The sequence below is a fragment of the Micromonospora sp. WMMC241 genome (genome assembly GCF_027460165.1).
Classification (GTDB): domain Bacteria; phylum Actinomycetota; class Actinomycetes; order Mycobacteriales; family Micromonosporaceae; genus Micromonospora; species Micromonospora humi.
In genome coordinates, this window is the sequence record NZ_JAPZBF010000001.1 from 3630056 (window position 1) to 3653656 (window position 23601).

The window sequence follows — 23601 nt, forward strand, 5'->3', positions numbered from 1 at the left end:
CCCACCCGGCCGGCGCGCCCACCGCGCCGGCCGGCGATGCCCCCTGCCCGGAACCATCGAAGGAGAGAAAATGACCACCGCGAGCCCCTCGACCGTCGACGCGGCCACCCTGCGGGAGCTGATCGCCGCCGGCCGTGCCCCCCGCATGCTGGACGTCCGCACTCCCGGCGAGTTCGAGGCCGCGCACGTCGCCGGCGCCTACAACGTGCCGCTGGACCTGCTTCGCGAGCACCGCGAGGAGCTGCGCAACCACCTCGACGAGGACGTGGTGCTGATCTGCCGCTCCGGCGCCCGCGCCAGCCAGGCCGAGCAGGCGCTCGCCGCCGTGGGCCTGCCCAACCTCAAGGTCCTCGACGGCGGCATGCTGGCGTGGCAGGCCACGAACGCCCCGGTCAACCAGGGCCGGCCGCGGTGGGACCTGGAGCGCCAGGTCCGCCTCGTCGCCGGCTCGATCGTGCTGGCCGCCGTGGTCGGCTCGGCGTGGGTGCCGGGCCTGAAGTGGGTCGCCGGCGCCATCGGCGCCGGCCTCACCTTCGCGGCGGTCTCGAACACCTGCGCCATGGGCATGCTGCTCAGCAAGCTGCCCTACAACCGGGGCGCGAGCTGCGACCTGGACACCGTCGTCGGCCAGCTGCGCGACGCCGGGCGGCGGTCGTGACCGCCCTCGCGCTCACCGTGGCCGGCGCGGTGCTCATCGGCGTGAGCCTCGGCCTGCTCGGCGGCGGCGGATCCATCCTGGCCGTGCCGCTGCTGGTCTACGTCGCCGGCCTGCCGACCAAGGAGGCCATCGCCACCTCGCTGCTCGTCGTCGGCGCCACCAGCGCCGTCGGCGTGCTGCCGCACGCCCGCGCCCACCGGGTCCGCTGGCGCACCGGGCTGGTCTTCGGCCTGGCCGGCATGACCGGGGCGTACGCCGGCGGCCGGCTGGCCGAGTTCGTCCCGGCGAGCGTCCTGCTCACCGCGTTCGCCCTGATGATGCTCGCCACCGCCGCCGCGATGATCCGCGGCCGGCGCCCCGTCGAGGGCCGGCCGACGCCACACGAGCTGCCGGTGCCCCGGGTGATCCTGGACGGCGTGGTCGTCGGCCTGGTCACCGGCCTGGTCGGCGCCGGCGGCGGCTTCCTGGTGGTGCCCGCCCTGGCCCTGCTCGGCGGGCTGCCGATGCCGGTCGCGGTCGGCACGTCGCTGGTCGTCATCGCGATGAAGTCGTTCGCCGGCCTGGCCGGTTACCTGTCCAGCGTGCAGATCGACTGGGGCCTCGCGGGCGCGGTCACCGCCGCCGCGATCGTCGGCAGCCTGCTCGGTGGCCGGCTCGCCGGCCGCATCCCGGAGGACCTGCTGCGCAGGGCGTTCGGCTGGTTCGTCGTGGTGATGGGCGTCTTCGTCCTGGCCCGGCAATTGCCGCCGGCTGCGGGACTCGCGCTGGCCATTCTCGCCGCAGCCGGTACGGTCACGGTGGCGGTGTGGGGCCGCCGAAGGAGGGGACACAGTGGACAGCAGCGCCTGGGACGACCGCTACGCCAACGCATCCGGGCTGGTGTGGAGCGCTGAGCCCAACCGGTTCGTGGTCGAGTCGGTCGCCGGGCTGAGTCCCGGCTCGGCGTTGGACATCGCCGCCGGCGAGGGGCGCAACGCCGTCTGGCTGGCCGGTCAGGGCTGGCGCGTCAACGCGGTGGACTTCTCGACAGTGGCCATCGATCGGGGGCGGGAGCTGGCCGCCGCGCGGGGCGTCACGGTCGACTGGCGGGTCGCCGACGTGACCGCGTACCGGCCGGTGCCGGGCAGCTACGACCTGGTGCTGATCAGCTACCTGCACCTGCCCGCCGCCGACTTCGCCGGGGTGCTCGCCGCGGCCCGGTCGGCGCTGCGTCCCGGCGGCACGCTCGTGGTGGTCGGCCACGACCTGGCGAACCTCTCCGGCGGCACCGGCGGCCCGCAGGACGCGACAGTGCTGCTCACCCCGGAGGCGGTGGTCGACGGGCTGGCCGGGCTGCGCATCCGGCGCGCCGAGACCGCCCGCCGCCCGGTGCCGACCAGCGACGGCGGCACTGTCGACGCGCTGGACACCGTGGTGGTGGCCACGCGTCCCGCGGACTGACCGCCGGCCGGGGCGTTCGCCGGGCCGGGTCCCGAGCCGGCCGGTAGCATCCGGTGACGGATCGGCGGAGAGGACACCCGGTGGGCGTGCGTTTCGAGGAATTGGCCTGGCGGGAGACCCCGATCGGGGAGATCAGCCTGCGCCGGCGCCACGACCCGGCGTTGGACGCCGACGTCTACGAGGTGAAGCTCGACGACGAATACCTGATGTCCAGCGCCTTCCCGGTCGCGGAGATCGAGCTGGCCCGACTCGGGCTGGCCCCGCTCACCGGGGAGACGCTCGACGTGGTGGTGGGCGGCCTCGGGCTCGGCTACACGGCGCGCACCGCACTGGAGGACGCCCGGGTGCGGTCGCTGCTGGTGGTCGAGGCGATCGAGGACGTGATCGACTGGCACCGCCGGGACCTGCTGCCGTTCGCCGCCGGCCTGGCCGCGGACCCGCGTACCCGCTTCGTCCGGACGGACTTCTTCGCCGCGGTCGCCGACGGCGCGTTCGACCCGGAGGAGCCCGGGCGGCGTTTCCACGCGGTGCTGCTCGACGTGGACCACTCCCCCCGCCACGTGCTGCACCCCAGCCACGCCCCCTTCTACACGGTCGACGGGCTGCGCCGGCTGGCGGCGCTGCTGCACCCGGACGGGGTGTTCGCGCTCTGGTCGAACGACCCGCCGGACTCCGAGTTCCAGCGCACGCTGACCGAGGTGTTTCCGACCTCGGTGGCGCACGTCGTCCGGTTCCCCAATCCGTTGCAGGGCCGGGAGGCGGCGAACACCGTCTACGTGGCCCGGCGCTGACCGTCCCCGCCGGTGGCATGGTCGCCGGCGGAGCGGGAAAGCGCGCGGCCACCGGAGGAGACGGAGGCACGACATGCGCGCGTTGCTCTGGGTGGTCGGCGTGGTCGCCGGCGTGCTCATCCTGCTCGGGCTGCTGCTGGAGGCGGTCCGCTGGCTGGTCATCATCGGCGTGATCGCGCTGGCCGCGGTCGTCATCTTCGCGATCGTGAAGACCCGGCGGGTGGCACACCGACATTCGGCCACGCATCGCTGATGTGACCAAACCGGCAACCTACGCTGGCGTAGGTTACCGGCCGGTCACGTTAGGCTGGGGCCGTCATCCGCGCAGCGAGGAGAGACGGCGATGGACGCGACCCACCGGCGGCCCTGGACCCGCAGCTACGCACCCGGGGTGCCGGCCGAGATCGCCGAGCCGGACGGCTCGCTGGTCGACCTGCTCACCGACGCGGCGGGCCGGTTCGGCCCCCGGGTGGCGCTCGACTTCTACGGCGCCACCACCACCTTCACCGAGCTGGCCGACCAGGTGACCCGCGCCGCCGAGGCGCTGCGCCGGCTCGGCGTCTCGCCGGGCGACCGGGTGGCGTTGGTGCTGCCGAACTGCCCGCAGCACGTGGTCGCCTTCTACGCGGTGCTGCGCCTCGGCGCGGTGGTGGTCGAGCACAACCCGCTCTACACCGCCGACGAGCTGGACCGGCAGCTCACCGACCACGGCGCCGAGGTCGCGATCGTGTGGGACCGGATCGCGCCGCTGGTCGCGGGGCGCGGCGCCGTGCGTACCGTGGTCGCGGTCGACCTGACCGCGGCGCTGCCCCGGCTCAAGCGGTGGGCCTTGCGGTTGCCGCTGCCGAAGGTCCGCGCCGCCCGCGCGGCCATGACCGGTCCCGCGCCCGGCGCCCTGAGCTGGTCGGACCTGGTCGCCGCCGCCGGCGGACTGCCGGCCGCGCACCCCGGCCCGGGCGTCGACGACATCGCACTGCTGCAGTACACCGGCGGCACCACCGGAGTGCCCAAGGGCGCCGTGCTGACCCACCGCAACCTGCGGGCCAACGCCGCGCAGGGCCGGGCCTGGGTGCCCGGCCTGCGCGACGGCGCGGAGACCGTGTACGCGGTGCTGCCGCTGTTCCACGCCTACGGGCTGACGCTCTGCCTCACCTTCGCCGTGGGCATCGGCGCGACGCTGGTGCTGTTCCCGCGCTTCGACGCCGACCAGGTGCTCGACGCGGCCCGCCGCCGGCCGCCGACGTTCCTGCCGGCGGTGCCGCCGGTCTACGCGCGGCTGGCCACCGCCGCCCGCGAGCGCGGCGCCGATCTCACCTCGATCCGGTACGCCATCTCCGGCGCGATGGCCCTGCCCCCGGCCACCGTCGACCTGTGGGAACAGGTGACCGGCGGGCTGCTCGTCGAGGGGTACGGGATGACCGAGACGTCCCCGATCACGCTGGGCAACCCGGTCGCGCCGACCCGCCGGCCCGGCACGGTCGGGGTGCCGTTCCCCTCCACCGAGGTCCGCATCGTCGACCCGGAGGACCCGACCCGCGATCGTCCCGCCGGTGAGCCGGGCGAACTGCTGGTGCGCGGCCCGCAGGTGTTCTCCGGCTACTGGAACCGGCCGGACGAGACCGCGCGGGTGCTGCTGCCCGACGGCTGGCTGCGCACCGGCGACATCGTCACCATGGACGACGACGGCTTCGTGACAGTGGTCGACCGGATCAAGGAACTCATCATCACCGGCGGCTTCAACGTCTATCCGTCCGAGGTGGAGGAGGCGCTGCGCCGCATCCCCGGCGTGGTCGAGGCCGCCGCCGTGGGTGTGCCCACCGCCGACGGCGAGGAGGTCGTCGCGGCCGTGGTGCTCGACGTCGCCGTGGCCGGCACCCCGGAGGCGATCCGCACCGCGTGCCGGACCCACCTGGCCGGCTACAAGGTGCCGCGCCGGGTGGTGGTGGTCGAGGACCTGCCCCGCTCCCAGATCGGCAAGATCCTCCGCCGCGAGGTCCGCGACCGGCTGCTCGCCGACGGCTGAACCCGGCCCGCGCGTCAGTCGACCGGATAGCCCGTCGTCGCGACGTCGTGCCGGACGTCGGCGAGAGCGAGGCGAGGGTTCAAAGCCCGCGTCACCGCGTCGGTCAGCGGCCGGTGGGCGACCACGTGCTCGACGGCGGCCCGGTCCACGGCGATCCCGTAGTAGTCGTCCGCGAATGCCACGTACCGGTCCACGATGTCGTCGAGCAGGATCGTGAGCATGGCGGCCCCGTCCGGCCCGACGTCGTCGTACGGGCCGGCGAGCGGCGGGAAGTCGATGCCCGCGCCGGCGTGCCAACGGTCGTCGCCGGTCAGCCGCCACAGCACGGCGGTCGCGAGGAAATTCCCCTCCCCGTCGCCGAACGCCGGTTCGTCCACCATCACGCCCAGCGCCTCCGGCAGGCCGTCGAGCAGACCCGGCCACAGCTCACGGTCCGGGTCGACGTACGGCGACATGGACGACTCGTGGTCGAAGACCCGGATGAACACGCCGTCGGCGGTGAACACGACGGCCCACTCGTCGCCGCTGCCGTTGCTCATCAACGCCGCCTCGTCCGGACCCCACGCCGCATCGTAGGCGTAGTACGGATGCCCACCGTCGAGGACGCGTTCCAGCACGGCCAGCGCCCGGCACCGCCGTTTCAGCACGTCGATGTCGGGCAGTTCGGCGGCGATGTCGTACGCGGTCACCGCGCGACCCTACTATCCGCTGTGTCACCGACGCCCCGGCCGGGAAGGGCGTCGGCAGCCGGCCGACCCGCACAGGCGCGAGTCCGGCCCGTTCTGCCGAGCGCGAAGTCACCGACCGCGATCCGCCCGGACCGGCCAGAATCGCGGGATGACGGATCCTGGACCGGATGCCCGCGCAGACGCGGCTCGCGAGCCTCTACGCGGCCTTCAACAAGCGTGACGCAGTCAGCCTGCTGGCTGCGATGACCCCGGACGTCAGATGGCCCAACGGCTGGGAGGGCGGTGTCCTGCACGGCCACGCCGAGGTGGGCGCCTACTGGCGCCGGCAGTGGGCGGAGATCGACCCGACGGTGACGCCGACCGCCTTCGCCGTCGAACCCGACGGCCGCATCGCGGTCGCCGTCCACCAGGTCGTCCGGGACCGGGCCGGATCAGAGCTGGCGAACCACACGATCACCCACGTCTACCGTCTCGTCGACGGCCTGGTGGCCGAGATGGAGATCCGCCAGCGGCCCTGAGCGCGTGGCGGGGCGCTCAGGGCCGGACGTCGGCGCGGGCGGCGCGTCGGCCTCTCGCACGTGCGGCAGGCCGAACCTGTCGAACACCGCCGGGTCGGCGAACGTCACGCACCGCCGGACCAGACCGCCCCGCACCGCGAACACCTGGATCGAGTGCGCCCGTACGGCGCCGTCGGCCGGGGCGTACGCCGCCAGCGCCGGGCTTCCGTTGGCCCGTACCGGGAGCAGCCGCCAGCCGGTCCCGCGCATGGCGAAGACCCGCTCCAGGAAGGCGCGGTAGTGCGCCCGGCCGGCGAGCCAGAGCGGCACCGGCGGCATCTCCAGCACCACGTCGTCGGCCAGCAGCCGGGTCAGCGCGGGCACGTCGGCGGCCTCGAACGCCGTCAGGTAACGCTCGACCACCGCGTACTCGTCCGGGTCGGCGGGCTCGCGCAGCTCGTCGAGCACCGGCCCGGCGGCCCGCAACGTCGCCCGGGCCCGTTGCAGGCCACTGTTCACCGCCGCGACGCTGCTGCCCAGGGCCTGCGCCACCTCGGCGGCCGGCAGTTGGAGCACCTCGCGCAGCAGCAGCACCGCACGTTGCCGGGCGGGTAGTACCTGCAGCGCCGCGACCAGGGCGAGGCGCAGGCCGGCGCGCTGCGCGACGGCGTCCGCCGGGTCGCCGAGCCGGCCGTCCGGGAACGGCTGCAACCACGGTACGTCCCGGGCCGGCGTGAGCGGCGCGTACGGGTCGTCGCCGGCCGGACCCAGTCCGCTGGGCAGCGGCCGTCGGGCCCGCCCCGCCAGCGCGGTGAGGCAGACGTTGGTGGCGATCCGGTGCAGCCAGGTGCGCGTCGACGCCCGACGCGGGTCGTACCGGTCGGCGGCCCGCCACGCCCGCACCAGCGTCTCCTGCACCGCGTCCTCGGCCTCGTCGACGGAGCCGAGCATCCGGTAGCAGTGCGCCAGCAGGTCACCGCGGTACGCCTCGTGCTGCGTCGTGTCCCCCGCCACCCGGGCGAGCCTACGCGGAGTTCCCCTCCCCGGGACGCGATGAGTTCTGCGCGTCGCGCCGGTATGTGCACGGTGAGCGGTCCGACCGGCACCGCCACGACCGTAGGGAGCCTTCGATGGGCGACGTCATCGTCATTTCGTTCGTCACGCTGGACGGGGTGGTCTCCGACCCCGACGGGCGCGGCGGCACCGACCACGGCGGCTGGGCCTTCCGGTACGGGCCGGGCGCGGTCGCCGGTGACAAGTTCCGCCTCGGGGAGCGGATGGAGCGGGGCGTCCAGCTGTACGGCCGGCGGACGTGGGAGCACTTCGCCCGGCTGTGGCCGGGCCGCGACGGCGACTACCCCCGACTGATGAACGCCGTGCCGAAGCGGGTGGCGACCCGCACCGGCATCGACGCGAGCGCCTGGTCGAACTCGGCGGCGATCGACGGTGACCCGGTGGCCTGGGCCGGCGAGGAGCGGGCCCGGCGCGACGTGGTGGTGATCGGCAGCCTCAGCCTGGTGCACGCGCTGGCCCGGGCCGACGTGGTCGACGAGTATCGGCTGATCACCTTCCCGACGGTCCTCGGGCGGGGTGATCGGCTGTTCGCCACCGGCACGCCCGCCGACTTCCGCTTCGCGTCGGCCGAGCCGGTGGACGCGGCCACGTTGACGGTGCTGCGCCGCGCCCGGTGAACGGTTTGCCGGCGCGACGCCACGGGTAGACGGGCGTCCATGATGGATTCACGGGGCAAGGCGGTCGGGCGGTATCTTCTGCGACTGGTCGGTGGGGTGGCGGTGATCATCGGTCTGCTGATGGCGTTCAGCAGTCTCGCCGACGGCAACCTCTTCGGGATCGTCCTCAGCGCCGTGTTCATCGGCGGTGGGGTGTTCGCGCTCAAGCGTTCTGGCGGCTCCCGCCGGGCGGAGGGTTCGACCTCCGCGCCGATCGCGGGGTAACCGGCACGCTGATCCGACACCGGCCGCGTCCCGCGGCCGGTGTCGGTGCCTGCGCCTAGGCTGTGGCGATGGTCGACCGACGGCAGGTGATGAGCTTCCGCGTCCGGGCCCAGCAGCTCGACCGCGCCGAGGGCACGGTGGCCGACACCGCGGTGCTCGACCTCGGCGCGCAGGACACCGGCCCCGACGGCGGCCGGTGGGCGCTGGCCGTGCGCGGCGTCGACGTGTCGGCGCCCCCCGGCGACGACCTGGTCCTGCTCTGGAGCGTGCGCGGCGCTCCGCACCTCTACCGTCGCGCCGACGTCGGGCGGGTGGCGGCCGCGGTCGAGCCGTTCTCCGACGCCGACGCGGCCAAGCGCATCTACGACGCGGCCAAGCCGTTGAAGGCGGCCGGGATCGGCATCCTCGCCGCGCTCGACGAGGTGGCCGACAAGATGCGGACTATCGTCACCGAGCCAACGGTCAAGGGTGATGTCTCGGGCCGTCTCGCCGCGGCGCTGCCCGAGCCCTACCTGCGGTTCTGCCGGCCGTGCGGCGTCATCCACCTCTACGAGATGCCGTTCCGCCTGGCCGCCGTGCGCGCCGGTCTGGAGCTGACGCCCGGCACCTCACCGCCGGTGCTGCGCCGCATCCCGGCCCTACGGCGGGCGGCGTCCCCCGGTGAGCGGCACGACCTCGTCCGCGCCTACCTCCGGCTGCTCGGCCCGGCCACGCCGAAACACGTGGCCGACTACCTCGACGCCCCGGTCAAGGACGTGAAGGCGCGCTGGCCGCAGGACGCGGTGGAGGTGACGGTCGACGGCGAGAAACGCTGGCTCCTCGCCGCCGACGAGGCGGCACTGTCGTCGGCCGGGGGCACGCCGACCCGCCTGCTCGGCCCGTTCGACCTCTTTCTTCAGGCCAAGGACCGGGCGACGCTGGCATCCGACCCGGCCCGGGCCCGGGAGCTGTGGCCGGTGCTGGGTCGACCGGGCGCGGTGCTGGCCGACGGCGACCTGGTCGGCACCTGGCGTCCGCGCAAGGCCGGGGCGAAGCTGACCGTCGCCGTGCAGCCGTGGCAGAAACTCACCGCCGCCCACCGCCGGGCCGTGGCCGAGCAGGCCGAACGCCTCGCCGCGCACCGCTCGGCGACCCTCGCCGGTGTCGAGTTCGCCGACTGACGGGAGGCACCGAGTGGTCCCGCCGGGCATGACGCCGGTGAGGTCGGCTCGGGTCACGGCGCGCACCCGGGTCCGCACGTCCGGGCCCGCGCGGACCGCGCGGGCGAAGGCCGCCGAACTCCACCAGCCGTCCGCGGGCGTCCAGCCGGCGGTACGCAGGCGCGTCGCCGACAGGTCGTCGGCCAGCTCGAACTCCTCCACCAGCAGTCCGCCCGGCGCGGCCGGGCCGAGCAGGTAGTAGTCGAGCGTGGACGTCGCGGCGACCGGCGTCACCGAAGCCTCGATCACCCCGGCACGGTAGCGCGCTCACCGGTGGGCGAAGACGAACCCGCCCTCGACACCCGGGGCCGGATGGTGCGCCATCTCGGCCTCCACGGTGAACCCGGCCGCCGCCAGCCCGGCCGCGACCCGCTGCGGCGGGCGGCGGTGCACGTGGACGCGCATGGGGTGACCGCCGTACCCCTCGGTCTTGAGTCGGCTGCCGTCGCCGGCGTGGAACCCGAGCAGCACGACGCCGCCCGGGCGCAGCACGCGGTGGAACTCGGCGAGGACGGCGGGCACCTCGTCGTCCGGGACGTGGATGAGCGAGAACCAGGCGAGCAGCCCGGTGAGGCACTCGTCGGCGAGGTCGAGGCGGGTCATGGTGCCCACCTCGAACCGCAGGCCGGGGTGGTCGCGTCGGGCCACCTCGATCATTGCCGGAGACAGGTCGACGCCGAACGTGTCCAGACCGAGGCCGTGCAGGTACCCGGTGATCCGCCCCGGCCCGCAGCCGACGTCGGCCACCGGCCCGCTCCCCCGGGCCCGCACCAGCTCGGCGAAGAGCGCGAGGATGCCCCGCTGGAACGGTTCGTCGGCGAGCCCGCCGCGCAGCAGGTCGGCGTAGCTCTCCGCCACCGTGTCGTAGGAGGCCCGCGTGTCGTCGAGCCAGCCGGAATCGTCCACGGCCGCACACTAGCGGTGCTGCGCCAAACCTGTTGCGGGCACTTCGTGCGACCGTCAGGCTGCCGGGCATGCCGATGCACGAGGGAGAGCTGACCGTCTCGCCGGAGACGGTGCGGGAACTGATGGACGCGCAGTTTCCCGAGTGGCGGCATCTGCCCGTCCGCCCGTTGGTCGCGCACGGCACGGTCAACGCCATCTTCCGGCTGGGGGACCGGCTGACCGCGCGGTTCCCGCGGCAGCCGCAGGAACCGGAGACGGCGCGGCGGTGGCTGGAACGCGAGGCGGACGCGGCTCGTGAGCTGTCCGGTCGTACCAGCTTCCCCACCCCGGAGCCGGTCGCCGTCGGCGGACCCGGCGCCGGCTACCCCCTGCCCTGGTCGGTCCAGACCTGGCTGCCGGGTGTCGTGGCGACCGACCTGGACCCGGGCGGGTCGTACGCGTTCGCCGACGACCTGGCCGAATTCATCGCCGACGTGCGGGCGATCGACACCCGGGGACGCTCGTTCTCCGGTCAGGGTCGCGGCGGTGACCTGCGGACGCACGACGGTTGGATGGAAACCTGCCTGCGGCACAGCGAGCCGCTGCTGGACGTGCCGCTGCTGCGCCGGTACTGGGCGGCCATGCGGGAGTTGCCCCGGGGCGCCATGCCGGACCTGATGAACCACACCGACCTGATCCCGGGCAACGTCCTGGTGCGTGACGGCCGGCTGGCCGGAGTGCTCGACGTGGGTGGTCTGGGACCGGCCGACCCGTCGCTCGACCTGGTCGGCGGCTGGCACCTGCTCGACTCCGGGCCGCGTGCGGCGCTGCGGCGGCGCCTGGGCTGCGACGACCTGGAATGGGAACGCGGCCGGGCGTGGGCGTTCCAGCAGGCGATGGGCCTGGTCTGGTACTACCGGGAGTCGAACCCGCCGATGAGCCGGATGGGCCGGCGCACCCTGGCGCGCGTCACCGCCGAACCGCCGCCGGCGTGAACCGCGGCCAGGAGGGCCGCCAGACCGGCTCGGGGAGCGGCGGCAGGCCCGCGAGGTGGTCGAGGATCGGCCGGAGCGCCGGGTGCGGGTCCGCCGCCGGGAGCAGGAGCGAGATCGGGTACGCGAGCGTCGGGTTCACGATCGGGATGCGCCGCAGGTCGTGCCCGGCCGGCCAGAGGTAGCGGTCCCGGGCGCCGACGACTGTGGCCAGGTCGGCGGCGCCCGCCAGCGCGTCGAGGAGGACCTCGGTGCCGAAGTTCGGACCGGTGGCGTCGACGCGCAGGTCGAACGCGGCGGTGAGCTGGTCGTAGAACTCCGACCATTCGCTGCCGGCCACGATGCCCGGCACGCGGATCCGGTGGCCGCGCAGCTCGGGCGGGGTCAGCGTGCGGGCGGCGGCGAGCGGGTGCCGGGGTCCGACGAGGAGTTCCAGCGGGTTGTCGAACGCGTGGACCATCCGCACGTCGGGTGGCAGCGTCGCCGGGTCGGTGACGGTGCGGAAGGCGGCGTCGAGGTCGCCGTCCCGCACGGCGGCGGCCACCCGGTGCGGGTCGTCCACCCGCAGCGTCACCACGTCGAGGTCGAGGCCGGGGCGTGCCCGCCAGTAGTCGTGCAGCAGGACGGCCTGCGCGCTGCGCAGGCCGAGCACGTCGATGCGCGGGGCACGCGAGCCCGGCCGGACCGCGGCCACCGCGCGGTCGGCGTGCGCGACGAGACCGCGGGCGTGCGGGAGGAACGCCCGGCCGTCGGGGGTCAGGTCCACCCCCCGGGCGGTACGGGTGAACAGGCGCACGGCCAGCTCCCGCTCCAGGGTGGCGACGCGCTTCGAGACGGCCTGCTGGGTGACGCCCAGCTCGTCGGCGGCATGTTGGAACTGACCCAGCTCGGCCGCCCGGACGAACGATCGCACTGCCTCGGTGTCCACCGGCCCACCCTATGGCCGCCCAACCGACGGTTGTGGCTCGCCGGCCGGCGGTTGTTTGCTCGGGTGCGCCGGTGCTCGATCTGATGCCCGGGTGCGGGGAAAACTGGGGGCCGGCTTCGGCTGGCTGTGGTCGGCCTACGCGGTCAGCACCTACGGCACGTGGCTCGCCTTCGGGGCGTTTCCGCTGCTCGCGGTGCGGGTGCTGCACTCGTCGGCGTTCGCGGTGTCACTCCTGGAGGCGGCCGGGCTCGCCGTCGCGGCGGTCGTCGCGATCCCGCTCGGGCCGTGGGTGGAGCACCGACCGAAGCGACCGGTGATGATCGCGACGGATCTGGTCCGGTTCGCCGCGGCGGCGAGCGTGCCAATCGCGTACGGCCTGGGGTTGCTGACCTACGGTCAGCTCCTTGCCGTCGCGGTGGTCTCCGGGAGCGCGGGCATCGCGTTCACCGCGGCGTCCGGCGCGTACCTGAAGCATCTGGTCCGCGGTGACGGGCTGCTGGTCGCGACCGGGCGGTTCGAGGGTACGGCCTGGGTGGCGACGGCGGCCGGGCCGCCGCTCGGCGGCGCGCTGGTCGCGCTGCTCGGTCCGGTGGTCACCGTCGCGGCCGACGCGGTGAGCTTCCTGCTGTCCGCGGCCGCGGTGCGCCGCATCCGCGGCGGCGACGTGGCGACGCCCCGGGCCGGCGGGCCTCGCGGCGCCGACGTGCTCGCCGGTTGGCGGTTCATCCGCCACGACCCGGTGCTGCGGTGCCTGTTCCTCAACTCGGTACTGGTCAGCGGTCTGATCACGGCCACCGTGCCGCTGCTGGCCGTCCTGCTGCTGGGCGAGTACGGCTTCCCGGCCTGGCAGTACGGCCTCGCCTTCGGCCTGCCGGCGCTGGCCGGATTCGTGGGTGCCCGCCTGTCCCCGCGCCTGGCGCGGCGGTACGGCCTGCACCGGGTCATGGCCGTGTCCGGCTGGCTGCGCGCGGTGTTCCCGCTCGGTCTGGCGTTCCTCCGGCCCGGCGTCACCGGGCTGGCCGTCGTGATCGTGGTGGAGGCCCTGCTGATCGTGTGCATGGGCGTGTTCAACCCGATCCTCGCCACCGAACGCCTGCGGCGCACTCCCCCGGACCGCGCCGCCCGGGTGCTGAGCGCGTGGAGTGTCAGCAGCCGACTCACCCAGGCCGCGTCGACGGTGCTGTGGGGCGTCCTCGCCACCGTGGTCGGCCCACTGGCCGCGATCACCGTCTCCGGCGTATGCCTGCTGGCCACGCCGCTCCTGCTGCCCGGGCGACGCCCCGGCTGCTAGGGTCTCGCGCCATGTGGGCGCAGGAGAATGTCGCGGGCCGGCCGGCGTGGCGACACATCCCGTCGGGCGTGGTCTTCCGCGAGGTTCCCGGCGGCTCCTTCCGGATGGGTCTGTCCGAGGTCGAGGTGGCGGCGGTACGCGCGATCGAGCGCAGCGGCGGGGTCGAGGACACCGTCGAGCCGTTCTTCGAGGCGGCGAAGGACGCCCAGCCGGTACGCGAGGTGCGGGTCGAACCGTTCCTGCTCGCCCGGCACCCGCTCACGGTCGCGCAGGTCCGGCACTTCCTCCCCGACTATGAGGACGAGTACGCCGACGCGGACTCCGGCACCGCACGGGTCGAGGCTGAGCTGGACGAACTGCTCGACGCGCTGCCGTTCCGGCTGCCCAGCGAGGCGGAGTGGGAGTACGCCGCTCGCGCCGGCACCACCACGCTGACCTTCCACGGCGACGACAAGCCCGGCGAGGAGCACCTGCTCGACGACTTCGCCGACGAGCGACGTACCGCCGCCCTGGAGAACGCGTTCGGGCTGGCGGCGATGGGCTCGGCGAACGAGATGTGCGCCGACACCTGGTTGCCCGGGTTCGCTGGCGCACCGACGGACGGCCGACCACGCATCGGCGATGGGCCCCGCACCGTCCGGGGCGGCGCCGCCGACCTCTTTCCCTGGCAGGGCTGCGACGAGTGGCTGTTGCTGCTGGCCGCGACCCGGGAGCGACACGACGGGTTCACCGCTATCCGCCCGGCCGCACCACTGCCGTCCCGCGCCTGACCGACCGTCCCCAGCACACCGGAACCAGCTCAGGCCCGTCGTGCTCGCCACGCCGCTCCTGCTCTCGGTACGACGCTGATGTGCTCCGACGCGTCGACGTCGGTCGACTACCGCACGACCGCGCCATCCGGCAGGATCGGTCCGTGAGCGCAGAGATCCGCCGACTTCACCACGCCTTCGACGAGGCCGAGCTGCGCGCCGACGCCGGGGCGCTCGACGCCCTGCTGGCCGACGACTTCCACTCCATCGGCGAGCAGGGCTACGTGCTCGACAAGTCGCAGTGGATCGGCAAGTTCGCCGAGTTCGCCTACACCAGCCTGGAGAGCAGCGAGGTGGCGGTGTCCTCCTACCGTCACGCGGCCGTCGTCAGGTGCGTGCAACGCACCCGATCGGTCTGGCGCGGGCAGGAGATGGCATTGACCGTACGCGTCGGGCAGACCTGGGTCGAGCTGCCCGAGGGCTGGCGGCTGGCCGCTGTCCAGTTCAGCTCACTCGGCGGCGGCGACTGAGACCCCCGGGCCGGGCTGGATGATCGACATCAGCTCGACCGGTGCCGGGGCGCCGCCGAGCGGACGTTTGGCCGGGGACCGTCCCGGACACCTGTCGTGCGTGTTCGACGACTTCACCGACGAGCGGATCGACGTCGGGGAGGTGGAACTCCGGGTCCGGCACGCCGGGCGCGGGCCTGCCGTCCTCCTCGTCCACGGCCACCCGCGCACCGGGGCGACCTGGCACCGGGTCGCCCCGCGACTGGTGGATGCCGGGTTCACCGTCGTCTGCCCCGACATGCGCGGCTACGGGCGGTCCGGCAAGGCGGCCGTCCGCCCGGACCACTCGCAGCAGTCCAAGCGGGCGGTGGCGGCGGACCTGACGCGGCTGATGGCCACGCTGGGCCACCGGCGGTTCGCCGTGGTCGGGCACGACCGCGGCGCGTACGTGGCGTTGCGGCTCGCCCTCGACCACCCGGACGTGGTCGACCACCTGGTGGTCATCGACGGCGTGCCGATCAGCGAGGCGCTCGCCAGGTGCGACGCCACGTTCGCCCGCGACTGGTACCACTGGTTCTTCTTCGCCCAGCCGGACACCCCGGAGCGGGTCATCAACGCCGACCCCGACGCCTGGTACGCCACCGCGGGTCCGGAGCGCATGGGCGCGGCGAACCACCGGGAGTTCCGGCAGGCCATCCACGACCCGGACACGGTCCGGGCGATGCTGGAGGACTACCGCGCCGGCCTGGGCGTCGACCGGGAGCACGAGGAGGCCGACCGGCGAGCCGGCCACTCCGTACGCTGCCCGACGTTGTTCCTCTGGTCGACAGGCGACGACATGGAGCGTCTCTACGGCGATCCGCTGGCGATCTGGCGGCCGTGGGCCGACGACCTGCGCGGCCACCCGATCGAGTCGGGGCACCACGTCGCCGAGGAGAATCCGGACGACCTGACCGCCGCGCTGCGCCGCTTCCTCCGCTGACGGTCGACGGCGTTACGCTGAGCCGTCGTTCGCGGGGAGGGGGTCCGGGTGACGGTGGACGTGCTGCTCCGCATCGCCGACGACATGCTCGACGACGATCCGTGGCCGCTCATCCGGGAACTGGGCGCGACCGGCGACGCGGCGATGGCCGCACGGACCCGGACCGAGCTGGCGCGCTGTGTGCGCGCAGGCAACTGGTACGGACGGGACCTGCTGGCCCACCTGCTGGCCCGGCTGTCCGGGGCGGAGGTGTTCCCACTGCTCCTGCGGGTCTACGCGGACGCCCTGCGCGGCGACCGCGACGACGACGGAGAACGACTGCGCATCGCGTTGGGCCTGGTCATGCACGCTGATCGGGCCGCCTGCCGGACCGTCGTCGTGCCGATGCTCGGCGACCGCGACCCGGAGGCGCGCCGGGCCGCGCTGTGGGCGTTGGGCCACGTGTTCGAGGCGTCCGACCTGGAGACGCTGCGGCGGGCGTGCGACGATCCCGATTCGGAAACCCGGCGGGTCGCCCTCAGCGCGTTGCCCGGCGTGCGGGAGGACCCGCGGGCGTACGCGCTCGTCGTCGCGGCCCTGCGGGATCCGGAGGCCTGGGTCCGGCACGACGCCGTGCTGCTGCTGGCCTGGTCGGCCCCGCCGGCGGTGGTGGACCACCTGGCTCCGCTGACGTCGGATCCCGACTGGTGTGTCCGCGCGGTGCTGGGCGAGGCGATCGGCCGCCGGGCGGCGGACAGCGATCGGGTCCCGGCGGCCGCCGCCGCGCTGGCCGACCTGCTGGCCGACGCCGGGTCGGCGGTGCGGGCCGGGGCGGTCCGTGGCCTCGGCCTGCTCGGCGGGCCGCTCGACGCGCTGCAATCCCGCGTGGACGACCCGGACTGGTGGGTGCGGGCGGCCGTCGTCGACGTGCTCGCCACCGCTCTGCGGCGCTGGCCCGCCGGCCGTCCGCTGCTCGACAGGTTGAGTGTGGACACCGACGCGACCGTGCGGGCGAAGGCGACGGCGGCGTTGGAACGCGCCGACGGCACCGGATGACGCCTCAGCCGGCCTGCCACATCTCCCGGGTCATCTCGTACTCGACCTCGCCCTGCTCCGCCCCCGGCAGCGGCTCGTCCCACGTGGGGAAGTACGTCCGCACGTAGCGCATGCCGACGGCTTCCGTGACGCCGCGCGAGCCGGCGTTCACGGTCATGGTCTGTGCGATCACCCGGCGCTGCCCGACGGTGTCGAAGGCGTGCCGCAGCAGGCAGCGGGACGCCTCGCTGGCGAGGCCCTTGCGCCAGTGCCGACGGACGAGGCGGTAGCCCAGTTCCGCGACGGTCGGGTCGTCGGGCTGGTCGGGTCCGTGCGCCGGCGGGAGCATCATGAGACCGACGAACTCGCCCTCGTCCTCGGTCGCGGGCGAGACCGACTCACGCCCGCAGTCGCCGGACCCGAACGCCATCCAGAAGCCCAGACCGTCGACCTTGGCGGCGTGGGCCACCCGCCGCGCGTGGTAGTCGACCACCACCTCCCTGGGGTGCGGCCGGGCGAAGAGGTAGCGGAGCACCTCGGCGTCGGAGTCGAGCCGCACCTCCAGTTCGAGGTGGCGGCCGGCCAGGGGAACGAGCAGCAAACGGCCGGTACGCAAGATCGGTTGAGGCATCCGGCAACTCTGGCACGGAGCGGCCTACGCGGCGATCGTTTTGCGCCGCCGCTCACCGGCCCGCCTCAGCCGCCGCTCACCGGTCGCTTCAGCCGGCGGTCCGGACCGCCGCGACGGCGGCGTACGGCCGGCGGGTGTCGTCGCCCGGCCGGTGCAGGCGCTCGACCTCGGTGAAACCGGCGCGCGCCAGCCGCGCGGCGAACTCGTCGACCGGCCAGCGGTAGGCGGTGGTGACCTTGTGGTCGAACGCGGCGACCTCGTCACCGACGAAGATGCCGAACACCACGGCCGCGCCCGGCGCGGTCACCCGCCGGAACTCGGCGAGCACGCCGTCGAGGTCGGGCGGCGGCAGGTGGATCACCGAGCCCCAGGCCAGGATGCCGGCGACGCGCCCGGTGGCGACCGCGAGGTCACGCATCGACCCGAGCACGTAGCGACCGCCCGGGTGGGTGGCCCGCGCGTGGGCGACGAACTCGCCGACGATGTCGAAGCCGGTCGCGTCGGCGCCGCACGAGCGCAGGAAGTCCGTCAGGTGGCCCGGCCCGCAACCGAGGTCGAGCACCGGACCGGGCCGGTCGGCCAGGTGCCGCCGGATGAACGCCAGGTCGTCGGCGGGGACCAGCTCACGCGTACCGAACAGCTCGATGTAGAGATCCGCCACGGACGCGTACGCCCGCCGGACCTGGTCCGTCGTCACGCCGCGACCCTACGGGTCAGCGCCGGCGCACGGCGGCCCCGGCGCGGAGGGCGCGCGGGATCTCGGCCACCTCGTCGACCCGCGCCAGCAGCCGGTCCAGCTCGTCGGCGGACGTGGGCGAGCGAAGCTCGACCTGATAGGTGATGCCGGTGGACGCCCACGTCTGCGGGTCGAAGCCGCCCGAGGCGGTCACCCGCACGCCGTCGATGCGGATGCCCAGCTCACCGGCCTCCCGGTAGACGTCGTTGAGTACGCAGCCCGCGGCCGCGACGTGCAGGAGGTGGGCGCCGGTGAAGTCGGCGGCGACCGTCACCCCTTCCGGCGTCCAGCGGTGCGGGAACCGGACCGCGTCGGCCGCGCTCGATCTGAGCGAGCCGGCGCCGACCACCACGGCGAACTGGTCCACGGCCTGCCTCGTTCCCTCGGGCCACACGCGACCGGGTCATTGTGCCCCGGCGCACCCGATCCGGCCAGGCACTCGTGCCGTCAGTGCGGATAGGCGCGCGGGATGCGGGCTTGGCCCAGCTCCTCGCGGAACGCCGCGATGCGCGTGATGACCTGCCGCCGGCCGACCGTGTTCTCGATCCGGTCCAGGTAGAGGCAGCGGGCGGCCAGCTTGTCCAGGTCCACGGTGAAGTAGATCGCCATGAGCGGGTTGACGAACAGGTCACCCTGGCCGGTGCGCCGGCTGAACCGTACGTCGCCGAACGCGCCGCCGGTGGCGGCGGCGATCTGCCCCTGGACGAGGCTCGGCCGGTCCGGCGTGGCTGCCCGGGCGTCGGCGACGGCGTCGCGGTAGAGCGTGGCCTCCCGACCGGCGCCGGGGATGGACAGCGCGCCGAGGTAGCCGCCGTCGCGGTCGAGCGCGGCGAGGTTCTCCAGCACCTCGACGTGGTTGACGCCGTCGTGGGCGTCGATGCCGAACCCGAGACTGGTCACCAGCTTGACCGGGACGTCGAGCGCGGCGACGGCGGCCAGGCTGGCGATGTCCTCCGCGGGGGTGCCGAGGTCGCTCTCGTCGCCGCGGAGCAGCACGTCGGTGCCGCCGTCGACGAGCACGATCGCGTCGATGTCGAGCCGGTCGACGAGGTGCCGGTACGCCTCCCGCAGCGTCTGGACCCCGAGCGGCGGGAACGCGTACACGGTCGAGGGCAGTTCGTGCGCGGCCAGCCAGCGCGCCAGCGTGCCCTCGGGGAAGTACCAGTCCGGGCTGGTGGTGCCCGGCTCGATCGCCGCGACGTGCTCGGCCACCCACGCGTCGCGGTCGAGCAGTTCCAGCTCGGAGAAGGAGAGACTGGCCAGGTGCACCCGCGCGCCGCCGTGCCACAGGGCCAGCGCCAGCGGCAGGCCCGCGTACACGTCGAACCCGCCGCCCGCGCCGGCGACGAGGATGTTGCGGGCCGGGGCCAGCGCGGCGAACAGCGGCGGAACGGCCAACGAGTACGCGGCGGGTTTCGTCACCCTGCCATGATCAACGATGCCGGGCGATCGCACCGTCCCGGTAGGACGCCGCCTGGTCTAACCTTGCGCGGTGGCCCTCTCCCCCGATCAGTTTCACGAGCACGCGCTGACCGTCGCGGACGGCGAGCGTCGGCTGCCGCTGGCACGGATGACCGGATGGGACATCAGCCCGTTCGAGCAGGACGGGCTGCGCGTCGCGCCGTTGCGCCCGCCGGTGCTGCCCGAGGCGGCGCGGCACGGCGAGGATCCGGCGGACTGCGGGATGTGCCGCGAGCGCGACGAGGGAATCTGGTTCAACGACAACTGGCGGTTGGCCCGGATCCCCGGCGTGGGCGTGCCGCTCGTGCTGATGCTCTATCCGCGTGACCACCACGACCTGGCGGATCTTCCCGATGATCTCGCCGCGGAGCTGGGCCTGCTGACCACGCGCATCGTCCGCCACGTGCAGGCGCTCGCGCACATCTCGAGAGCCCACGTCTATCGTTTCGGTGACGGAGCCGCCCACCTGCACGTGTGGTTCTTCGCCCGGCCCGCGGGTCAGGCGCAGCTCTTCGGGTCCTGGCTGGTCGTCTGGGACGACCTGCTGCCCGAATACCCCGCCGACATCGCCGACGCCGACGCCGACGCCGTGGCTGACGCGCTGGTCACCTCGCACGGTGGTCGCCGGTCGGCCGGCACCGACCCGGCACCCGATCGGCGCCCGGCGTGAAGAGCGAACGCGGCACGCTGATCCTGCTGGTGGCCGCCGTCGCCGTCGGTCTCGCCAGTCTCGTGCTGGCCCTGCTCGATCCCTCCCGGATCGGCTCCTGGGCGACCGCGGTCGGTATGACCTTTGTGGCAGGCGCGCAGGTCGCCCGGCTGCGGGAGTTGAGGAAGCGCGACCGGTGAACCCCCGGCCTCAGGACCGCAGGTAGCCGGACAGCCGGTCGGCGAGCTGCTTCGGGTGGCTGAGCGCCACCGAGTGGCCGCCGTCGATCTCATCCGGCGTGACGCCGAGCCGTTCCTCGGTCACCCGGCGCAGGAAGTCCGCCGGAAAGAACTGGTCCGCGCGGGCGATGAGCACCCGCGTCGGCACGTCCGGCCAGGCGTCGAGGGGCCAGCGCTCGTCGCCCTCGGCGCTGACCTGCTCCCGGACCTGGGCCGCGGCCTCGGCAACGACCTCGGCCGGCACGCCGTTGTAGAACTGCTGTTCCTCGGTGAGCCCGTCCACACCCCGGTAGCCGGTGTTGACCCACCAGTCGCCGGGCCGCTCCCCTGGCCGCGGGACCATCGGGGTGAGCAGGACGAGCAGCCGGACCGGCAGCCTCTCGGCGATCAGCGGCGCGGTGAACGCGCCGTACGACTGACCGACCACCACGAGATCCCGCCGGTCGCCGACCGCGTCGACGACCGCCCGACAGAACTCGGTGAAGCCGGCCGACCTGTCCCCGATCGGCAGTTCCGGCACCACCACGTCGTGGCCGAGGGCGGCCAGCTCCGGAACCAGCAGGTGCCAGTCCCAGGCGCTGCCGCCTCCACCGTGGATCAGCACGAACGTCGCCATGCACCGCAGCGTCGCATCCGGGTACGACACCCGTCAGCGGATCGTGGCGATCAGGCGTCGCAGCGCGGCGTCGGCGGGCGGCCCCCAGGTGGCCTTGCCGCCCGGTCGACCGTGGACGCCGTTGTCGCCGATGAGGATGCCACCGAGGGCACGCGCCGCGGCCCAGCCACGGGCCCGGCGTACGGTGGCGGCGTCCGGCGCCGGTCGGTAGGCCGCGTGGAAGTCGTCGGCGGCGCCGTCCGGCAGCAGCAGCCACGCCGCGGCCAGGTCGTACGCCGGGTCGCCCACGCAGAGATCGCCGAAGTCGATCACACCGCAGAGCGTGCCGTCCTCGACGAGCACGTTGGCCGGGTGCAGGTCGGCGTGCAACCACAGCGGTGGCCCGGTCCACCCCGGCGCGGCCACCGCGTCGTGCCAGAGCGCGCGCACGGCGCCCGGGTCGTCGACCAGCCCCCGGCCGGTGGCGTCGTCGAGCGCCGCGGCGAAGCCGTCCGCCTGCTCGACCAGGGGCCCGCCACGGGTCGCGCTGGTCGGCGCGTGGTCGGGGGCGGGCCGGTGCAGGGCCGACAAGAACGTGGCCAGGGAGATGGCCGCGTCCACGGGTCGGGTGACCGGGGCGCGGTCGGCGGGCGTACCCGGAACCCAGGTCGTGACGAGCCACGGATGCGGGAACCTCTCGGACGGCTCGCCGAGCCGCTGCGGGACGGGAACCGGCAGCGGTAGTCGCCCGGCGAGCCCGGGCACCCAGTGGTGTTCCTTGTACAGCAGCGGGCCCGCCGTCCGCGTGGCCCAGGGAAGCCGGACCGCCAGGTCGTCGCCGAGCCGCCACATCTGGTTGTCCCACCCGCGCGCGGCCGCCCGGATCGGGCGGTCGGCGAGGTCGGGGTGCTGGTCGCGGAGCAGATCCCGGATCAACTCCGCGGTGATCTCCGGTGTCATACCGAGCGGTTAGCCTTCCGTCATGCCGAGCGCCGAGCTGGACGAGTTGGTCGTCAGGGACGCCGACGAGCTGCGTGCCTGGTTGTCGACCCACCATGCCACCTCACCCGGCGTGTGGCTGGCCCTGACCAGGAAGGGCGGCACCGTGACGACGCTGACCTGGCAACAGGCGGTCGACGAGGCGCTGTGCTTCGGCTGGATCGACGGGCAGGCCCGCCGGCGGGATGACGAGTCCTCCTGGATCCGGTTCACCCCGCGCCGTGCCCGCAGTTCCTGGTCGCAGCGCAACGTCGCCAACGTGGCCCGGCTGGAGGAGCAGGGGCGGATGCAGCCGGCGGGCCGCGCCGCCGTGGAGGCCGCGAAGGCGGACGGTCGCTGGGCGGCCGCCTACGCCCCTCCGTCGGAGGCCGAGGTCCCGGCCGACCTGCTCGCCGCCATCGCCGCCGAGCCCGCCGCCCAGGCCATGTTCGACGTGCTCACCAAGGCCAACCGGTTCGCGCTCACCTACCGGCTTAACGCCGTCAAGCGGGCGGAGACCCGGGCCCGGAAGATCGGCGAGTTCGTCGCCATGCTGGCCCGCCACGAGACCATCTACCCGCAGAAGGCCACGCCGCCGAACGCGCCGTGACCCTCCGGCCGCCGCCGAGTCATTCGGCTTCGGTTCTCTCCAGGGTCGCCTTCATCTCCACGATTCCCCGCTCGACGCGGGCCCGCACCGCGTCCGCCATCGCGTGCGGCAGCACGTCGGTCAGCCAGACGAGCCGGCTGCGGTCGCCCTCGTCGAACACCTGGAACGCCGCGTGGTGGTAGGTCAGCGGCAGGCGCTGTCCCTCGACGACGGTGTAGGCCATCCGCCGGAGGTCGTCGTCGACGCCCAGGACGAGTTCGTGGACCTGGTGACCGTCCGGCATGGTCAGGATCCGCACGTCACCCTCGACCCGGGCGTCGGCGACCCGCCCGGGCAACAGCCGCAGGTGTACGGCGCCGACGTCGGCGACGGCCGCCCACACCCGCTGAGCGGGCAGGTCGACGACGGCTTCGACACGGACCATGGCCATGATCGACACCTCCCCTTGCGCTGTCGAGGCAGGGCAGGTCGCAGCCTATCGCCGAGGGCGGATGCTGTCCGTACGATCCCGATCATGGATCGTGAGGATTTCTGGGAGATCGTGGAGCGGTCACGGGCCGAGGTGGGCGACACCCGGGACGCCGCGTCGGCCGCAGCTGTCGCACGTCATGTGGTTGCGCGGCTGACCGCCCTGGGACCGTCGGCGGCGGTCGAGTTCCAGCACGTCTACGAGGCGCTGAACGAGGAGGCCTATCGCTGGGACCTGTGGGCAGCCGCCTATCTCCTGCGGGGCGGTTGCTCCGACGACGGTTTCGACTATTTCCGTGGCTGGTTGGTCGCGCAGGGACGGGTCGTGTGGGAGCAGGCGGTGGCCGACCCGGATTCCTTGGCGACCGTCGGCGTCGACCCGGACGACGACATGGTCGAATGCGAGGCGATGGTGACGGCAGCCGGTGACGCCCACGCCGCGTCGACAGGTGACCGTGAGGCGTTCTGGGCGGCGCTGGAGCAGACCGAGGGAGACGACGAACCCGCGGCACCCGCCGATCCGGACGACGAGGACTTCGACTTCGACGACGACGAGCAGATGCGCGCCCGCCTTCCCCGGCTCGCCGCCGTCTACCGCCCCGTGCAGTGAGGTCGCCGGGGCGTCCGGCCGG

At 74.0% G+C, this 23601-nt stretch carries 31 protein-coding genes; 20 read left to right on the top strand and 11 right to left on the bottom strand.

Annotation, left to right across the window (positions count from 1 at the left end; translation table 11 throughout):
* Positions 1-70 precede the first annotated feature (70 nt).
* The 6 genes from O7598_RS16830 to O7598_RS16855 all read left to right on the top strand — a co-directional run bounded on the left by O7598_RS16830 (position 71) and on the right by O7598_RS16855 (position 4912).
* Positions 71-658 (top strand): rhodanese-like domain-containing protein, encoded by a 588-nt coding sequence (locus O7598_RS16830; protein ID WP_269692279.1) that lies wholly within the window; start codon positions 71-73, stop codon positions 656-658.
* Entirely contained in the window at positions 655-1551 is an 897-nt protein-coding gene (locus O7598_RS16835; protein ID WP_269692280.1) for a sulfite exporter TauE/SafE family protein, read from the top strand. Before O7598_RS16830 ends, O7598_RS16835 begins: the two co-directional genes overlap by 4 nt.
* A complete protein-coding gene (locus O7598_RS16840; protein ID WP_269692281.1) occupies positions 1490-2098 on the top strand; it encodes a class I SAM-dependent methyltransferase in 609 nt (202 codons plus the stop codon). The genes O7598_RS16835 and O7598_RS16840 overlap by 62 nt, the downstream gene beginning before the upstream one ends.
* Before the next feature lie 86 nt (positions 2099-2184).
* Positions 2185-2889, top strand: a complete 705-nt coding sequence (locus tag O7598_RS16845; RefSeq protein ID WP_269692282.1) for a spermidine synthase — start codon at positions 2185-2187, stop codon at positions 2887-2889.
* A 73-nt stretch (positions 2890-2962) separates the two neighbouring features.
* On the top strand, positions 2963-3142 hold the full coding sequence (locus O7598_RS16850; protein WP_269692283.1) for a hypothetical protein: 180 nt from the start codon (positions 2963-2965) through the stop codon (positions 3140-3142).
* A 90-nt stretch (positions 3143-3232) separates the two neighbouring features.
* Positions 3233-4912: a long-chain-fatty-acid--CoA ligase gene (locus O7598_RS16855; RefSeq protein WP_269692284.1), complete on the top strand. Its 1680-nt coding sequence runs from the start codon at positions 3233-3235 to the stop codon at positions 4910-4912.
* 14 nt (positions 4913-4926) lie between these two features.
* Here the strand turns inward: O7598_RS16855 and O7598_RS16860 are convergent, their stop codons facing one another.
* Entirely contained in the window at positions 4927-5601 is a 675-nt protein-coding gene (locus O7598_RS16860; protein WP_269692285.1) for a hypothetical protein, read from the bottom strand.
* Between the two features lie 167 nt (positions 5602-5768).
* Between O7598_RS16860 and O7598_RS16865 the strand changes: the two genes are divergently transcribed.
* Positions 5769-6119 (top strand): nuclear transport factor 2 family protein, encoded by a 351-nt coding sequence (locus tag O7598_RS16865; RefSeq protein WP_269692286.1) that lies wholly within the window; start codon positions 5769-5771, stop codon positions 6117-6119.
* On the opposite strand, the gene O7598_RS16870 is transcribed toward O7598_RS16865, so the two are convergent.
* Positions 6033-7112 carry a sigma-70 family RNA polymerase sigma factor gene (locus tag O7598_RS16870; protein ID WP_269692287.1) on the bottom strand — a complete coding sequence of 360 codons (1080 nt, stop codon included), beginning with the start codon at positions 7110-7112 and terminating at the stop codon, positions 6033-6035. The genes O7598_RS16865 and O7598_RS16870 overlap by 87 nt on opposite strands.
* A gap of 116 nt (positions 7113-7228) precedes the next feature.
* Between O7598_RS16870 and O7598_RS16875 the strand changes: the two genes are divergently transcribed.
* The 3 genes from O7598_RS16875 (at position 7229) to O7598_RS16885 (ending at position 9213) form a co-directional block, all read left to right on the top strand.
* On the top strand, positions 7229-7789 hold the full coding sequence (locus tag O7598_RS16875; RefSeq protein WP_269692288.1) for a dihydrofolate reductase family protein: 561 nt from the start codon (positions 7229-7231) through the stop codon (positions 7787-7789).
* Positions 7790-7828: 39 nt separating this feature from the next.
* Positions 7829-8053, top strand: a complete 225-nt coding sequence (locus O7598_RS16880; protein ID WP_269692289.1) for a hypothetical protein — start codon at positions 7829-7831, stop codon at positions 8051-8053.
* 68 nt (positions 8054-8121) lie between these two features.
* Positions 8122-9213, top strand: a complete 1092-nt coding sequence (locus O7598_RS16885) for a winged helix DNA-binding domain-containing protein (protein ID WP_269692290.1) — start codon at positions 8122-8124, stop codon at positions 9211-9213.
* 306 nt (positions 9214-9519) lie between these two features.
* On the opposite strand, the gene O7598_RS16890 is transcribed toward O7598_RS16885, so the two are convergent.
* Positions 9520-10158, bottom strand: a complete 639-nt coding sequence (locus O7598_RS16890) for a class I SAM-dependent DNA methyltransferase (protein WP_269692291.1) — start codon at positions 10156-10158, stop codon at positions 9520-9522.
* Between the two features lie 68 nt (positions 10159-10226).
* Between O7598_RS16890 and O7598_RS16895 the strand changes: the two genes are divergently transcribed.
* Positions 10227-11132: an aminoglycoside phosphotransferase family protein gene (locus O7598_RS16895; RefSeq protein ID WP_269692292.1), complete on the top strand. Its 906-nt coding sequence runs from the start codon at positions 10227-10229 to the stop codon at positions 11130-11132.
* On the opposite strand, the gene O7598_RS16900 is transcribed toward O7598_RS16895, so the two are convergent.
* Positions 11107-12057 carry a LysR family transcriptional regulator gene (locus tag O7598_RS16900; protein ID WP_269692293.1) on the bottom strand — a complete coding sequence of 317 codons (951 nt, stop codon included), beginning with the start codon at positions 12055-12057 and terminating at the stop codon, positions 11107-11109. The genes O7598_RS16895 and O7598_RS16900 overlap by 26 nt on opposite strands.
* Positions 12058-12148: 91 nt before the next feature.
* On the opposite strand from O7598_RS16900, the gene O7598_RS16905 reads away from it, so the two are divergent.
* The 5 genes from O7598_RS16905 (at position 12149) to O7598_RS16925 (ending at position 16623) form a co-directional block, all read left to right on the top strand.
* On the top strand, positions 12149-13348 hold the full coding sequence (locus tag O7598_RS16905; RefSeq protein ID WP_269692294.1) for an MFS transporter: 1200 nt from the start codon (positions 12149-12151) through the stop codon (positions 13346-13348).
* A gap of 11 nt (positions 13349-13359) precedes the next feature.
* Positions 13360-14118 (top strand): formylglycine-generating enzyme family protein, encoded by a 759-nt coding sequence (locus tag O7598_RS16910; protein ID WP_269692295.1) that lies wholly within the window; start codon positions 13360-13362, stop codon positions 14116-14118.
* Positions 14119-14261: 143 nt separating this feature from the next.
* The gene (locus O7598_RS16915) at positions 14262-14627 is read left to right on the top strand and encodes a nuclear transport factor 2 family protein (RefSeq protein ID WP_269692296.1); all 366 of its coding nucleotides are present in this window, start codon (positions 14262-14264) and stop codon (positions 14625-14627) included.
* 100 nt (positions 14628-14727) lie between these two features.
* Positions 14728-15588 (top strand): alpha/beta fold hydrolase, encoded by an 861-nt coding sequence (locus tag O7598_RS16920; protein WP_269692297.1) that lies wholly within the window; start codon positions 14728-14730, stop codon positions 15586-15588.
* A gap of 48 nt (positions 15589-15636) precedes the next feature.
* Entirely contained in the window at positions 15637-16623 is a 987-nt protein-coding gene (locus O7598_RS16925) for a HEAT repeat domain-containing protein (protein WP_269692298.1), read from the top strand.
* A gap of 4 nt (positions 16624-16627) precedes the next feature.
* Here O7598_RS16925 and O7598_RS16930 read toward each other — a convergent pair whose 3' ends face one another.
* The 4 genes from O7598_RS16930 to O7598_RS16945 form a co-directional block, all read right to left on the bottom strand.
* Complete coding sequence (locus O7598_RS16930; protein ID WP_269692299.1) at positions 16628-17233, bottom strand: GNAT family N-acetyltransferase; 606 nt, start codon at positions 17231-17233, stop codon at positions 16628-16630.
* Between the two features lie 88 nt (positions 17234-17321).
* Positions 17322-17930 (bottom strand): class I SAM-dependent DNA methyltransferase, encoded by a 609-nt coding sequence (locus O7598_RS16935; protein ID WP_269692300.1) that lies wholly within the window; start codon positions 17928-17930, stop codon positions 17322-17324.
* A gap of 16 nt (positions 17931-17946) precedes the next feature.
* Positions 17947-18336, bottom strand: coding sequence for an OsmC family protein (locus tag O7598_RS16940; RefSeq protein WP_269692301.1), 390 nt, complete (start codon positions 18334-18336; stop codon positions 17947-17949).
* 80 nt (positions 18337-18416) lie between these two features.
* Complete coding sequence (locus O7598_RS16945; protein WP_269692302.1) at positions 18417-19391, bottom strand: DUF1152 domain-containing protein; 975 nt, start codon at positions 19389-19391, stop codon at positions 18417-18419.
* Between the two features lie 70 nt (positions 19392-19461).
* On the opposite strand from O7598_RS16945, the gene O7598_RS16950 reads away from it, so the two are divergent.
* Positions 19462-20100 (top strand): hypothetical protein, encoded by a 639-nt coding sequence (locus tag O7598_RS16950; RefSeq protein ID WP_269692303.1) that lies wholly within the window; start codon positions 19462-19464, stop codon positions 20098-20100.
* Positions 20097-20279, top strand: coding sequence for a hypothetical protein (locus O7598_RS16955; protein ID WP_269692304.1), 183 nt, complete (start codon positions 20097-20099; stop codon positions 20277-20279). The genes O7598_RS16950 and O7598_RS16955 overlap by 4 nt, the downstream gene beginning before the upstream one ends.
* Before the next feature lie 10 nt (positions 20280-20289).
* On the opposite strand, the gene O7598_RS16960 is transcribed toward O7598_RS16955, so the two are convergent.
* Both O7598_RS16960 and O7598_RS16965 read right to left on the bottom strand, forming a co-directional pair.
* A complete protein-coding gene (locus O7598_RS16960) occupies positions 20290-20934 on the bottom strand; it encodes an alpha/beta fold hydrolase (RefSeq protein ID WP_269692305.1) in 645 nt (214 codons plus the stop codon).
* Positions 20935-20967: 33 nt separating this feature from the next.
* A complete protein-coding gene (locus O7598_RS16965) occupies positions 20968-21873 on the bottom strand; it encodes an aminoglycoside phosphotransferase family protein (protein ID WP_269692306.1) in 906 nt (301 codons plus the stop codon).
* A 22-nt stretch (positions 21874-21895) separates the two neighbouring features.
* Here O7598_RS16965 and O7598_RS16970 point away from each other — a divergent pair, with 22 nt between their 5' ends.
* A complete protein-coding gene (locus tag O7598_RS16970) occupies positions 21896-22501 on the top strand; it encodes a YdeI/OmpD-associated family protein (RefSeq protein ID WP_269692307.1) in 606 nt (201 codons plus the stop codon).
* A gap of 19 nt (positions 22502-22520) precedes the next feature.
* Here the strand turns inward: O7598_RS16970 and O7598_RS16975 are convergent, their stop codons facing one another.
* The gene (locus O7598_RS16975; protein WP_269692308.1) at positions 22521-22931 is read right to left on the bottom strand and encodes an SRPBCC family protein; all 411 of its coding nucleotides are present in this window, start codon (positions 22929-22931) and stop codon (positions 22521-22523) included.
* Between the two features lie 84 nt (positions 22932-23015).
* Between O7598_RS16975 and O7598_RS16980 the strand changes: the two genes are divergently transcribed.
* Positions 23016-23579: a DUF4240 domain-containing protein gene (locus tag O7598_RS16980; RefSeq protein WP_269692309.1), complete on the top strand. Its 564-nt coding sequence runs from the start codon at positions 23016-23018 to the stop codon at positions 23577-23579.
* The last annotated feature ends 22 nt before the right edge of the window (positions 23580-23601 follow it).

Excerpts from the sequence above, each read along its gene's own strand:
- O7598_RS16830 (WP_269692279.1), top strand. The coding sequence starts at position 71 with ATGACCACCGCGAGCCCCTCGACCGTCGACGCGGCCACCCTGCGGGAG.
- O7598_RS16850 (WP_269692283.1), top strand. The coding sequence starts at position 2,963 with ATGCGCGCGTTGCTCTGGGTGGTCGGCGTGGTCGCCGGCGTGCTCATC.
- O7598_RS16855 (WP_269692284.1), top strand. The coding sequence starts at position 3,233 with ATGGACGCGACCCACCGGCGGCCCTGGACCCGCAGCTACGCACCCGGG.
- O7598_RS16865 (WP_269692286.1), top strand. The coding sequence starts at position 5,769 with ATGCCCGCGCAGACGCGGCTCGCGAGCCTCTACGCGGCCTTCAACAAG.
- O7598_RS16875 (WP_269692288.1), top strand. The coding sequence starts at position 7,229 with ATGGGCGACGTCATCGTCATTTCGTTCGTCACGCTGGACGGGGTGGTC.
- O7598_RS16880 (WP_269692289.1), top strand. The coding sequence starts at position 7,829 with ATGATGGATTCACGGGGCAAGGCGGTCGGGCGGTATCTTCTGCGACTG.
- O7598_RS16885 (WP_269692290.1), top strand. The coding sequence starts at position 8,122 with ATGGTCGACCGACGGCAGGTGATGAGCTTCCGCGTCCGGGCCCAGCAG.
- O7598_RS16895 (WP_269692292.1), top strand. The coding sequence starts at position 10,227 with ATGCCGATGCACGAGGGAGAGCTGACCGTCTCGCCGGAGACGGTGCGG.
- O7598_RS16910 (WP_269692295.1), top strand. The coding sequence starts at position 13,360 with ATGTGGGCGCAGGAGAATGTCGCGGGCCGGCCGGCGTGGCGACACATC.
- O7598_RS16930 (WP_269692299.1), bottom strand. The coding sequence starts at position 17,233 with ATGCCTCAACCGATCTTGCGTACCGGCCGTTTGCTGCTCGTTCCCCTG.
- O7598_RS16960 (WP_269692305.1), bottom strand. The coding sequence starts at position 20,934 with ATGGCGACGTTCGTGCTGATCCACGGTGGAGGCGGCAGCGCCTGGGAC.
- O7598_RS16965 (WP_269692306.1), bottom strand. The coding sequence starts at position 21,873 with ATGACACCGGAGATCACCGCGGAGTTGATCCGGGATCTGCTCCGCGAC.
- O7598_RS16970 (WP_269692307.1), top strand. The coding sequence starts at position 21,896 with ATGCCGAGCGCCGAGCTGGACGAGTTGGTCGTCAGGGACGCCGACGAG.
- O7598_RS16975 (WP_269692308.1), bottom strand. The coding sequence starts at position 22,931 with ATGGCCATGGTCCGTGTCGAAGCCGTCGTCGACCTGCCCGCTCAGCGG.
- O7598_RS16980 (WP_269692309.1), top strand. The coding sequence starts at position 23,016 with ATGGATCGTGAGGATTTCTGGGAGATCGTGGAGCGGTCACGGGCCGAG.